The 11,852-nt window shown below is 73.4% G+C and carries 8 protein-coding genes; 5 read left to right on the top strand and 3 right to left on the bottom strand.

What is annotated here, in order from left to right; genetic code table 11:
- Positions 1 to 343: 343 nt before the first annotated feature.
- From ACZ7GX_RS42925 to ACZ7GX_RS42910, 4 genes are read left to right on the top strand one after another with little or no spacing between them, the layout of a single operon-like run.
- On the top strand, positions 344 to 1,504 hold the full coding sequence (locus tag ACZ7GX_RS42925; protein WP_498786170.1) for a type III PLP-dependent enzyme: 1,161 nt from the start codon (positions 344 to 346) through the stop codon (positions 1,502 to 1,504).
- 44 nt (positions 1,505 to 1,548) lie between these two features.
- Entirely contained in the window at positions 1,549 to 2,619 is a 1,071-nt protein-coding gene (locus tag ACZ7GX_RS42920; protein WP_498786168.1) for a fatty acid desaturase, read from the top strand.
- Entirely contained in the window at positions 2,606 to 3,943 is a 1,338-nt protein-coding gene (locus ACZ7GX_RS42915; RefSeq protein ID WP_498786166.1) for an O-acetylhomoserine aminocarboxypropyltransferase/cysteine synthase family protein, read from the top strand. Before ACZ7GX_RS42920 ends, ACZ7GX_RS42915 begins: the two co-directional genes overlap by 14 nt.
- On the top strand, positions 3,940 to 4,665 hold the full coding sequence (locus ACZ7GX_RS42910; protein ID WP_498786163.1) for a gamma-glutamyl-gamma-aminobutyrate hydrolase family protein: 726 nt from the start codon (positions 3,940 to 3,942) through the stop codon (positions 4,663 to 4,665). Before ACZ7GX_RS42915 ends, ACZ7GX_RS42910 begins: the two co-directional genes overlap by 4 nt.
- 48 nt (positions 4,666 to 4,713) lie before the next feature.
- Here the strand turns inward: ACZ7GX_RS42910 and ACZ7GX_RS42905 are convergent, their stop codons facing one another.
- The 3 genes from ACZ7GX_RS42905 to ACZ7GX_RS42895 form a co-directional block, all read right to left on the bottom strand.
- Entirely contained in the window at positions 4,714 to 5,040 is a 327-nt protein-coding gene (locus ACZ7GX_RS42905) for a class I SAM-dependent methyltransferase (protein WP_498786161.1), read from the bottom strand.
- 164 nt (positions 5,041 to 5,204) lie between these two features.
- Positions 5,205 to 7,517: a homoserine O-acetyltransferase MetX gene (gene metX, locus ACZ7GX_RS42900; protein WP_498786159.1), complete on the bottom strand. Its 2,313-nt coding sequence runs from the start codon at positions 7,515 to 7,517 to the stop codon at positions 5,205 to 5,207.
- Positions 7,514 to 8,563: a GNAT family N-acetyltransferase gene (locus ACZ7GX_RS42895; protein WP_498786157.1), complete on the bottom strand. Its 1,050-nt coding sequence runs from the start codon at positions 8,561 to 8,563 to the stop codon at positions 7,514 to 7,516. The genes metX and ACZ7GX_RS42895 overlap by 4 nt, the downstream gene beginning before the upstream one ends.
- Positions 8,564 to 8,924: 361 nt before the next feature.
- Here ACZ7GX_RS42895 and ACZ7GX_RS42890 point away from each other — a divergent pair, with 361 nt between their 5' ends.
- Positions 8,925 to 11,840, top strand: a complete 2,916-nt coding sequence (locus ACZ7GX_RS42890; protein WP_498786155.1) for an AfsR/SARP family transcriptional regulator — start codon at positions 8,925 to 8,927, stop codon at positions 11,838 to 11,840.
- Positions 11,841 to 11,852 lie beyond the last annotated feature (12 nt).

Genomic DNA, 11,852 nt, shown 5'->3' with positions numbered 1-11,852 from the left:
CGCTACATCGCCCGCGAGGTCTACTCGGTCCTCTGCCCCGCTACGCCTACCCCAACCGATCTTGAAACCGCAGCTTGACATCCATAGGAGCATCCTCGGGTCGAGGTTTCCGGAGTCCGGCACGCCCAGGGCCTTGGGGCCGGACATCGTTGCCAGGCCGGAGAATTCCACGCCGCCAGGTATTCCGAAGTCATGGCGCGGGCATTCGTTGACACCGCGTCCGGGCCGTCGGCATGATGACCGCCAGTCACGACGGCGGTGTCTTGCAGCCCACTTCCCGAGGCCGGACCACACGTCGCCGCCGCCTGGGGTGGAAGGCTTCACATTGACCGACGACCGACCGGTGGACCCTGCGCTCTACGCGGCGCACCGCGACTTCTTCGACGCCACGCGGCCCGAGACGCCGTGCCTGCTGCTCGACCTCGACGTCGTCACCGCCCGGCACCGGGAACTGCGCGCGGCCCTGCCCGATGCCGCCGTCTACTACGCCGTGAAGGCCAACGCCGACCCGGACCTGTTGCGGCACTTGGTGGAACTGGGCTGCGGCTTCGACGTCGCCAGCGTCGGGGAGCTCGACGCCTGCCTGGCCGCGGGCGCGGACCCGGCGTCGATCTCGTTCGGCAACACGGTGAAGAAGGAGTCGGCGATCCGCTACGCGCACGAGCGCGGCATCCGGCTCTACTCGATCGACTCGGCGGCGGAGCTGGCGAAGGTCGCGCGGGCCGCGCCCGGCGCGGAGGTCTGCTGCCGCTTCATCGTCCACACGACCGGCGCGCAGTGGCCGATCAACCGGAAGTTCGGCTGCACCGAGGAGGACGCGGTCGCGTTGCTGCGCGACGCGGTGGCGCTCGGGCTCACGCCGCGCGGCACGACGTTCCACGTCGGGTCCCAGCAGCGCGAGCCGGACAGCTGGGCGAGCGGTGTCGCCACCGCCGCGCGGGTCGCGGCCAAGCTGGCCGCCGAGGGCATCGAGCTCGACCTGCTCAACCTCGGCGGCGGCCTGCCGGTCCGCTACGAGGCGACCGTGCCCGCGCTGGAAACCTACTTCACGGCGATCGACCGGGCCGTCGCGGAGTCCTTCCCGACCCGGCCGACGCTGATCGTCGAGCCGGGCCGGTACCTGCCCGGTGACGCCGGGATGATCCGGTCCGAGGTCGTGCTGGTGACCGAGCGGGAGCACGGCCTGCGCTGGGTCTACCTCGACGTCGGCCGGTACAACGGCCTGGTCGAGACCGAGGACGAGGCCATCTCGTTCCCCGTCGTCGCCGTGCGCGAAAACGGCCGGTTCGCCGACGAAGCGGCCCCGGCCGTGCTCGCGGGACCGACGTGCGACAGCACCGACGTCCTCTACGAGCGCACACCGGTGTCGCTGCCGGTCGACCTGCGACCGGGCGATCACGTCGACATCCTCGCGACCGGCGCCTACACGACGCCGTACGCGTCCGTCGGGTTCAACGGCTTCCCGCCGTTGCCCAGCCACTGCTTCGGCGCGACCGACCACTGAGACCGGTGCGCCACAACGGAACCTTCGTGGGAGAGGAGCCGCTGATGTCCGACGAGTACACCTGGGCGTTCGACGGGAAGCGCTACCGGATGTACCGCTTCCCGAAGGAAGTCGAGAACGGCATCAAGGAGCTGAACCGCAGCGACAACTGGCACGCCGCGCTGGCCTGGCTGGAGGACGTCGTCTGGATGGCCTTCTGCGCCTGGCTGTGCCTGGGCGTCTCCTACTGGTTCTACCCGTTGGCGGTGCTCGTGATCGGCGCCCGCCAGCGGGGGCTGTCGACCATCCTGCACGACTGCGCGCACGGCATCGGCGCGTCGAACCGCAAGGTGCAGATGTTCGTCGGCACCGTGCTCACCGCCTACCCGATCTTCCAGCAGCACTACGCGTACAAGATCTCGCACGTCTTCACGCACCACCCGAAGCTGGGCAACCCCGAGGGCGACCCGGACCTGAAGTTCTTCATCGAACAGCGGGCCTACGAGATGTCCTCGCCTCGCGCGTACGTGCTCCGCACGGTCATCATGCCGTTGTTCGGCACGCAGACGTGGGCGTACCTGAAGTACTTGGTGCGCAACCGCTACCGGTTGCTCAAGCAGGGCCGCGTGCGGTCGGCGGACACGCCGCAGACCCCGATCGGCAAGCGCAAGCGGGTGCTCGACCGGGTCGGCTTCTGGGCGTTCTGGACGACCGTCGTCGCGGTGTGCGCGTCGCAGGGCTGGACGCTGGAGCTGCTGCTGTTCTGGGTGGTGCCCTACCTGACCAGCTTCCAGATCCTGGGCTGGTACATCGAGCTGTCCGAGCACACCCCCCTGGTGCGGGACTCCAACGTGGACCTCTACATGACGCGCAACCGCAAGAGCCGCACGTGGGAGAAGTTCCTCACCGGCATCCACAACGACAACTACCACTTGGAGCACCACCTGGACCCGCGCACGCCGTTCTGGAACCTCGGCAAGGCGCGGCGGGTGCGGCTGGCCGACCCGAACTACGCGGCGGTGGACCGTCAGCTGGGCGGTCTGTTCACCAAGGGGCCCGAGGGGCAGCAAAGCGCGATCAGCGCCATCGTGGAGTCGATGACCTACAAGCCGGAGCAGCCGCATGTCGCCGCCTGAGCGGCCGAGGTCGGCCGGCAAGACCTACCGGCGGGTGGAGTCGGGCGTCGTGCACGGCGGCGCCGAGCTGCGGTTGGGCATCACCGATCCGGTCGTGACGCCGATCTTCCAGACCGCGGCGTACGAACTGCCCGACGCGGCCACCGCCGCCGACATCTTCGACCTGCGCGTGGACGGTCACGCCTACACGCGGTTGAACAACCCCACGTGCGACGTGCTGGAGGCCAGGATCGCCGCGGTGGACGACGCCCCGGCGGCCCTGGCCGTCTCCTCCGGCCAGGCGGCGATCACGCTGGCGCTGCTCAACCTGTGCCAGGCGGGCGACAACGTGGTCAGCTCCAACGAGCTGTACGGCGGCACGTGGAACCTGCTGGCCAACACGTTCGCCCGGTTCGGCATCGAGACCCGGTTCGTCAGCCCGGAGAAGCCGGAGAACTTCGCCGACGCCACCGACTCGCGGACCCGGTGCTACTTCGGCGAGACGCTGCCCAACCCGAAGCTGCGGCTGTTCCCGATCGAGGAGGTCGCCGCGATCGGCGAGGAGCTCGGCGTGCCGCTGGTGCTGGACAACACCATGCTACCGCTGGTGTGCCGGCCGCTGGAGTTCGGCGCGCACATCCTGGTCTACTCGGCGACGAAGTACATCGGCGGCCACGGCAGCGCGCTGGGCGGCCTGATCGTCGACTCCAACCGGTTCGACTGGACGCGCCACGCCGAACGGCACCCGCTGCTCACCGAGCCGGACCCGGCGCACGGCAACGTGGTCTGGACCGAGGCGGGCGCGAACCTGGACAGCTCGCTCGGGCGCAGCCCGTTCCTGCTCAAGGCCCGCGAGACGCTGATGCGCGACCTCGGGCCGTGCCTCAGCCCGTTCAACGCGTTCCTGCTGCTCCAGGGCATCGAGACGCTCCCGCTGCGGATGCGGGCGCACGGCGAGAACGCGGAGGCGGTGGCGCGGTACCTCGCCGACCAGCCGTCGGTGGTCTCGGTCCGCCACCCCGGCCTCGGCGACGCCGAGGAGGTCGAGCGGCTGCGGCGGTACACCGGCGGCAACGGCGGTCCGCTGGTGCAGTTCGAGCTGGCGGGCGGGCTGGGCGCGGGCACGCGGTTCATCGAGGCGCTAAGGATGATCTCGCACGTGACGAACATCGGCGACGTGCGCTCGATGGCCACCCACCCCGCGTCCACCACGCACGCCCAGCTGCCCGAGGCGGACCGGCTCGCGGCGGGTGTGTCGCCCGGCTCGATCCGGCTCGCGATCGGCCTGGAGCACGTGGACGACCTCATCGCCGACCTGGCGGGCGCGCTGGCGGTGGCCGGGTGACGGGCAAGCCGCTGGTCGCCCTCGCGGCGGCCGTCGAGCAGGTGGACGGCGTGGCGCACGTGGCGGTGCGCGAGGTGTACGTGCGCGCGTTGGAGCAGGTCTCCGGCTGCGACGTCGTGGTGATTGGCGGGCCGGCCCCGGGCCTGGCGCAGGTGGTGGACCGGTTCGACGGCGTGGTGTTCGGCGGGCACGAGAGCAACGTGCTGGCGCGGTGGTACGGCGGCGAGCCTGGCTCGGGGCGGGCCGACCCCGACCGGGACGAGCTGGCGCTGAGCGTCATCCCCGCCGCGCTGCGCGCGGACGTCCCGGTGCTCGGCATCTGCCGGGGCTTGCAGGAGCTCAACGTGGCGCTGGGCGGCACGCTGCGCGACGTGCCCGGGCACACCGAGGACCTCTCGCTGCCCCGGGACGAGCAGTACCTGCCCGCGCACCCGGTGCGCCTGACCGAGGGCGGCGTGCTGCACCGGCTGCTCGGCGAGCCGGGCGTCGAGGTGAACTCCTTGCACCGCCAGGCGATCGACCGGCTCGCGCCCGGCCTCCGGGCCGAGGCGGTGGCGCCGGACGGCGTGGTCGAGGCGGCGTCGGCCGAGGGGTCGGCGTTCTGCCTCGCCGTGCAGTGGCATCCGGAGTGGTACGCGGCGACGGACCTCGTGTCGGTGGCGCTGTTCACCGGGTTCGGGGCCGCCGCGGCGGCGCGTGCGGCACGGCGTGCGGTCGTCTGACGGGACAGCCGTTCCCCGGCGCGTCGGCGGCGGGGACCACCGGGACCGTCATCCGGACGCACGCCGCCGCGGCGTCCGCAGGTGGGTGGCGAGCACCAGACCGGCGTCGAGCACCTGGTCGCGGACGGCGGCCCACGCCTCCCGCACGGCGGCGCTCGGCAGTGTCCGCCGGGCGCCCCAAGCGCTCTGGGTGCTGCTCGGCCTGAGCAGGTCCAGGCGCACCGGTGGTCGCGGGAACCGCCGCGGCGCCGCTCGGGCCGGCCGCACCGCGTCCACCGTCACGCCGTGCTCGGCCGCGCGCCGTCGGGCGGCGTCCAGGTAGTCCTCGCTCAGGTCGACGCACGTGACGTGGTGTCCGCGTGCCGCGATGGACACGGCGTGCCGCCCGGGACGTCGAGGACGCGGGAGCCGTCCGCCAGGCCCAGTTCCCGCTCGATCAGCGCCACCTGGCCGTCCGTGGCGCCCGCCGCCTGCTCGTGCGGGCGCCGGGCGCCGTGCTCGCCGTCGAACGCCGTCGCCCACCAGCTCGCCGCGGCGCGTCAGCCGCCGTCGTCCGCGCCGCGCACGACCGACTCCCGGGCCAGGACCTCCCCCACCCGGTGCAGGTACGGCGGCACGTGGAGCAGGAACGCGTCGTGGCCGCGGTCGGTCGTGCGGTCCTGGTGGTGCTCGGCGGGCAGGCCGCGGGCGGCGAGGTTGGCCTGGATGTAGCGCGCGTGCTCCGGCCCGTACAGGCGGTCGGAGTCGAAGCTGAACAGGTGCACCCCGGGCCTGCGCCGGAACGGCGCGCACGGGCGGTCGTCGGCGAACGCGTCGAAGCTGTCCATGGCGTGCATCAGGCACAGGTAGCTGTTCGCGTCGAACCGCTCGACGAGGCTCGCGGCCTGGTGCTCCAGGTAGCCCTCGACCGCGAACGGCCCGGTGACCACCGAAGGGCCCGTGCCGTTCGCGGCACGCCGATCGCGGCCGAACTTCCGCGCCAGCATGTCCTCGGACACGTAGGTCAGGTGGCCGATCATCCGCGCTGTGCCGAGACCGGCCGCCGGTCCCCGGCCCGGCGGGTACCGGCCCTCGTGGAAGTCCGGGTCGGACCGGATCGCGGTCCTGGCGACGGCGTTCCAGGCGAGGTTCTCCGCCGTGTGCCGGGCGGTGCCGGCGACGATCAGGAAGTCGTCGGCGTCGTCCGGCGCGCGCAACAGCCATTCCAGGGCCTGCATGCCTCCCAACGAACCACCGATCACGGCGCGCAGGCGTTCGACGCCGAGCTCGGCCACGAGCGCGCGGTGCACCGTGACCATGTCGGTGATGCCGATCGGCGGGAAGTCCGGTCCCCACGGCTCGCCGTGCGGTCCCGGCGAGGTCGGGCCGGTGGTGCCGGAGCACCCGGCGAGCACGTTGGCGCACACCACGAAGTGCCGGTCGGTGTCGACCGGGCAGCCGGGCCCCACCATGTCCCGCCACCACCCGGGCCGGTCGTCCGGGTGGTGGGCGGCCGGGTGCGAGTCGCCGGTCAGCGCGTGGCAGACGAAGATCGCGTTCGAGCGGTCGTCGTTCAGCTCGCCGTAGGTCTCGTACGCCACCGTGACGGGCGCGAGCGTCCGGCCCGACTCCAGCTCCAGCGGATCGGCGCGGTCGAACAGCACGACCGTCCGCACGTGGCCGTCCTCGACGGGAGGGGTCGGTGCCGGGCGGTACCTCCGCACGAGCAGGGCGGCGAGCAGCAGTCCGCTGAGCGCGCCGATCACCAGGAACGACACCCGGCCGGTCAGCTCGTACAGCGCCACGCCCACCAGCGGTCCGAGGATGTTGCCGATGTCGGACACCAGGCCGAACAGCCCGAACGCCTTGCCCTGCCGCGACATGGCCGACCGCAGCTCGACGACGCCCCGGCGCGCGGTCAGGTACAGCGCGGCCTGGCCGACCATCAGCACGACGAAGCACACCGCCACCGGCCACACCTCGGCGCTCGCGTACAGCCCGGCCGTGCCGACGGCCGCGAGCGCCAGGCCGATCCTGGCCATCGCCACCAGCCCGAGCCTGCCCGCGTAGCGGCCGAGCAACCAGCTGACGACGCCGAACGCGGCCAGCCCGATGGCGAAGACCAGCGAGATGGCGCCCCGCGCGGACTGCTCGCCGTCGGCGCTCAGGTAGAGCGGCAGCACGGGCTCCAGCGCCGAGTAGGTGAGGTTGGTGAACAGGTCGAGCGCGCCGAGCACCAGCACCCAGGTCCACCACCGGCCGGTCGTCGCGCCGGTCGCGGTGTCGTCCTCCGGCTCCTCCTCGACCGGCGCCGGCACGTCGCGCGGCACGGCCCACCGCAGCCCGAACGCGGTCACCGCCGTCACCGCCGCGCCGAACAGGAACAACGCGTCCAGGCCGAACGGCGCCGCGACACCGGCCGCCAGCGGCCCGAGCAGGAAGCCCGCCACCGCGAAGGTGCCGAAGTTGCCCATCATCCGGCTGGTCGGCAGGTCGTAGCGGCGGCACAGCGCGGCCATGCCCGCGTACAGGGCCGGTGTCACGAGACCTTCGCCGATGCCCCACAGGGCGCGCCCGGCCAGCAGCATGGCCGGATCCCGCGCGATCGCCGTGACCACGATGCCCGCCGCCGCGATGAGCAGCGCCACGCACCCCACGTCACCCGGTCGCCACCGGTCCACCCACATCCCGCCGAACGGCTGGGCCGCCGCCTTCGCGCCGGCGAACACCGCGAACGTCAGCGCGACGACGGTCGGGTTCGCGCCCGCCCGTTCCTCCAGGTCCGGCACGAACGGGATGAGCAGCGTGTAGGAGGCGTTGACGCTCAGCAGCGCGCCGAACAGCAGCGCGGCGCGGCTGCGACCGGGGCTCATTCGCCGCCCTCGATGTAGGCCACCATCACGCGGTGCATCTCGGCCAGGGCCGCGCGCAGCGCGGGCGTCGGGTCCGGCGAGTACACCAGCGCCCACAGGTCGGTCCCGTCGAGCCCGTGGCGCTCCTTGAACCGGTAGTTGTCCCGACCCCACTCGATCCGCCGGAACCCGTTGGCGTAGGCCCATTCGGTGCAGCGGTACATCATCGCCACGTACGTGCTCAGCTCGGTGAGGCCCGAGTAGTCGACGCCACCGCACAGGAACGTGACCTCGGCGTCGTGCCGGAAGCCGAAGAACACCCCGGCGACCCGGTCCTCGACCCGTGCCACGACCAGCAGGGCACCGGGCGTCCGCAGCAGGGCGTGCAGGGTGTCCGCGTCGTACAACGCGGGCCAGCCGTGCTCGTCGGTGGTTCCGACGACCAGCGGCAGCGCCGACGGCACGAGGTCGTGCGCCTCCGGTCCTTCCACCACGTCGATCCGCAGCCCGCGTTCGTCGGCGCGCCGCAACCGGCGCTGCACGTCCATGCGGAGCTTCCTGGGCAACCGGCCGAGGTGGTCGTCGAAGCCGCCGGACAACTCCGAGCTGTACGTGCGGTCGAGCTTGACGCGACCGGCCGGTGGTCCGACGGCGTCCTCCCACGTGGCGGCGGCGGCCTCGGTGAGGTTCGGCGCGATCAGCAGGTCCGCCTCGCCCGCGTCGATCCACTCCATCGCGGTGGCGTGCGCGCCGCGCGCCAGGGCTTGCGGGAACGCGCCGCGCTTGGTGTACATCGAGTACGTGGAGCCGGCGAAGACGTGGCGGCTCCCGAGCCGCGCCTGCCCGGCCTGGGTGACGTACCCGTGCCAGAACGGCGAACTGCCGAGCGCGTAGAGCGGGAGGACCTGTCCTTCGGCGTGCACGTAGCCGTGCCGCGCCCGGCCCTCGATACCGGTCGTCTCCCACATGCGCAGCCAACCGGCCGAGTCGTAGAGGCAGCCGGACACCACCCGCTCGGGTAACTCGCCGAGCAGCGACCACCCTTGCGCGGTCCTCGTGGTCGTCATGTCCTGGTCCTCCGCCCGGCCCGCGGTAAGACCGCGTCGATCCGCCGTAACGTCACCACACGCAATGTTCCCCCATGCGCCGCGTTGTCCGTGCCGTGCACCAAGTGCTGAACCGGTCTCGCGGTCGTCGGTGGCAGTCGGCGGGCCGGTTCGCAACCGTCGCAGACTACAGGCGGCGCCACCGGAACACCCGTGCGCGCAACGGGAACGGTGCGGTGCGGGAGTCCCTGCGCGCGGCCACTCCCGCGGGCCACCGCCGTCCCTCGTGGGCCGGAATCGGCTGGATGGCCGTTGGAGCCGCTCTGCACGCTGTGCCACGATAGGTAACGGTTCGTGTCGGTGGGCAGGTTGGGAGCGGTGGGTGCTGGCCGTCCAGGTGCTCGGCCCCATCAGGGCCTGGCGCGACGGCACCGCGCTCGCCCTCGGCCCCGCCGGCCGCAAGGCCGTGTTCGCGTTGCTGGCCCTCGCGCCCGGCAAGCCGGTGACGCGGGCCGAACTGGTCGACGCGCTGTGGGGCGAACGTCCTCCGGCCAGCGCGGCCAACGTCATCCACACCCACGTCAAGCACCTGCGGCGGTTGCTCGAACCCGAGCGCGGCGCGCGCTCGCCGAGCACGACCATCCCCACCGTGGGCGACGGGTACGCGCTGGACCTGCCCGCGGACGCGGTGGACGCCTCCCGGTTCCGCGCGCTGGTCGCGCGTGCCGGTTCCCTGGCCCACGACGAACCCCGCCGGGCCGCAGACCTCCTGACCCGGGCGCTGGGGTTGTGGCACGGGCGTCCGCTGGCCGACGTGCCGCTGCTCGACGGACACCCCGGCGTCGTCGCGCTGGCGGGGGAACGCCGGGCGGCGCTGGCCCGGCACGCCGAGCTGATGACCGCCGTCGGTGCGGCGCGCGACGTGCTGCCCGGGCTGGTGGAGCACGTCGCGGCGCACGGGCTCGACGAGACGATGCACGCGTTGCTCATCCGCGCGTACACCGCGGCCGGCCAACGGGACCTCGCGTTCGACACCTACCACGGGATGCGGCGGCGTCTCACGGAGGAACTCGGCGTCGGCCCCGGCCCCGAGCTGACCGCCGCCTACCTCAACGCGCTCGAAGAGACCTCCGGCGACGACGCCACCGCACCGGCGGAACCCGCGCTCGCGTCCTCCGGCGTGAACCAGCTGCCCGGGGACGTGCACGGCTTCACCGGCCGGCAGGCGGAACTCGCCGAACTCGGCCGGGTGCTCACCTCCGAGCGCACCGGGGTGCCCATCGTCGTCGTGTGCGGCGCCGCCGGCGTCGGCAAGACGGCACTCGCGCTGCACTGGGCCCACCGGGTCCGCTCGCAGTTCCCCGACGGGCAGCTGCACGTGGACCTGCGCGGCTACGACCCGCGGTCGCCGATGGCGGCGGAGGACGCGCTGGCGCACCTGCTCGACGGCCTCGGCGTCACCGGCACGGACGTGCCGGTCGACCCCGACCAGCGGGCCGCGCGGTACCGCGCCGAACTCGCGGACCGGCGGGTGCTGGTCGTGCTCGACAACGCCTCGTCGGTCGAGCAGGTGCGGTCGCTGCTGCCCGGCACGCCGAGCTGCCTGGTCGTGGTGACCAGCCGCAGCAGCCTGGCGGGCCTGGTCGCGCTGCACGGCGCCCACCGGCTCGACGTCGACCAGCTGCCGACGCCGGACTCGCTGGCCCTGCTGCGCGCCCTGATCGGCGAGCGGGTGCGCCGGGAACCCGAAGCCGCGGCGGACCTGGCGCGGCGGTGCGGTCGGTTGCCGCTGGCGCTGCGCATCGCCGCCGAGTTGGCCGCGTCACGGCCCGGGTCGACGCTGGCCGAGCTGACCGGCGAGCTGGCAGACCGGCGCCAACGGCTGCGCGTGCTCGACACGGGTGACGACGCCCGCGCCACCGTGCGCACCGTCTTCTCCTGGTCGTACGCGCAGTTGCGGCCCGAGGTGGCGCGGGCGTTCCGGCGGCTGGGCCTGCACCCCGGTCCGGACGTGACGCCGTTCGCGCTCGCCGCGCTCACCGGGACCGACCAGCTGGAGGCCCGCCTGTCCCTGGACGCCTTGGCGCGCAACAGCCTCGTGCGGCGCGTGCCCGGCGACCGGTTCGTCGTCCACGACCTCCTGCGCGCCTACGCCGAGGAGCTGGCGGACGAGCACGACCCGGGGCCGGAGCGGTCGGCCGCCGTCGACCGGCTGCTCGCCCACCACCTGGCCGCCGCGGCCGAGGCGATGGACCTGCTCTACCCGGTCGACCGCCCGCACCGACCCGACTCCCCCGTGACGCCGCCGCCCGCGGTCGCCGGCGCCGACGCCGCACGCGCCTGGCTGGACGCCGAGCGGGCCACGCTCGTCGCGCTGTGCCGTGCCGCCGAACGCGACGACCGGCCGCGCTACGTGGTCGACCTGGCGAACACGCTGTACCGGTACCTGGAAAGCGGCCACTACGCGGACGCGTCGACCGTCTACGGGTGCGCGTTGCGCGCCGCCCGCCGGGCGGGCCGGGACGACCTGCTCGCCGCGGCGCTGACCAACCTGGGCGCGTTGCGCCGGATCCTCGGCGACTACGACCAGGCGGTCGGCCACCTGCGGGAGGCGATCGCGCTGCACCGGCGCACCGGCGGGCAGCACGGCGTGCCGCGCGCGTTGTCGAACCTCGGCATCGTCCAGGAACGGCTCGGCGAGTACGACGAGGCGGTGTCGCTCCAGCAGGAGGCGCTGGCCGTGCACCGACGGCTGGGCAACCGCCACGGGGAGGCGGCGGTGCTGCTCAACCTGGGCAACGCGTACAACCGCCCCGGTCACCACTCCCTCGCCGCCGAGTGCCTGGAGCGCGCGCTCGACCTGTTCCGCCGGCTCGACGACGCGAGCGGCCAGGCCAGCGCGCTGTCCAACCTCGGCGACGTGTGCGCGAGCCTGCGGCGCTACCCGGACGCCGTCCGGCACCTCGACGAGGCCCGGGAGCTGTTCCAGCGCCTGCACCACAGCTACGGCGTGGCGGTGACGTTGAGCAACCTGGGCGCCGTGCACACGCGGCTCGGCGACTGGTCCCAGGCCCACCGCTGCCACACGTCCGCACTGGAGACGTTCCGCGACATCGGCCACCGCTACGGGGAGGCGAGCGCCCTCAACGGGCTCGGCGAGACCCTGCGGGCGGCGGGTCGGCCGGACGAGGCCCTCGTCGCGCACGCCGACGCCCTGCGGATCGCGACCGAGACCGGCGACCAGGACGAGCAGGACCGCGCCCGAGCCGGGTTGGGCAGCGCCCGCAGCCAGGCGTGACCCGGGCGTCGA

It is taken from the genome of Actinosynnema sp. NPDC037264, from assembly GCF_055603705.1.
The sequence above is the reverse complement of the archived record's forward strand: the minus strand, read 5'-3'. Positions and strand labels throughout refer to the sequence as shown.

Coding starts and splice junctions, on each gene's coding strand:
- ACZ7GX_RS42895 (WP_498786157.1), bottom strand. CDS start 8,563: ATGACGACCACGAGGACCGCGCAAGGGTGGTCGCTGCTCGGCGAGTTA.
- ACZ7GX_RS42915 (WP_498786166.1), top strand. CDS start 2,606: ATGTCGCCGCCTGAGCGGCCGAGGTCGGCCGGCAAGACCTACCGGCGG.
- ACZ7GX_RS42920 (WP_498786168.1), top strand. CDS start 1,549: ATGTCCGACGAGTACACCTGGGCGTTCGACGGGAAGCGCTACCGGATG.
- metX (WP_498786159.1), bottom strand. CDS start 7,517: ATGAGCCCCGGTCGCAGCCGCGCCGCGCTGCTGTTCGGCGCGCTGCTG.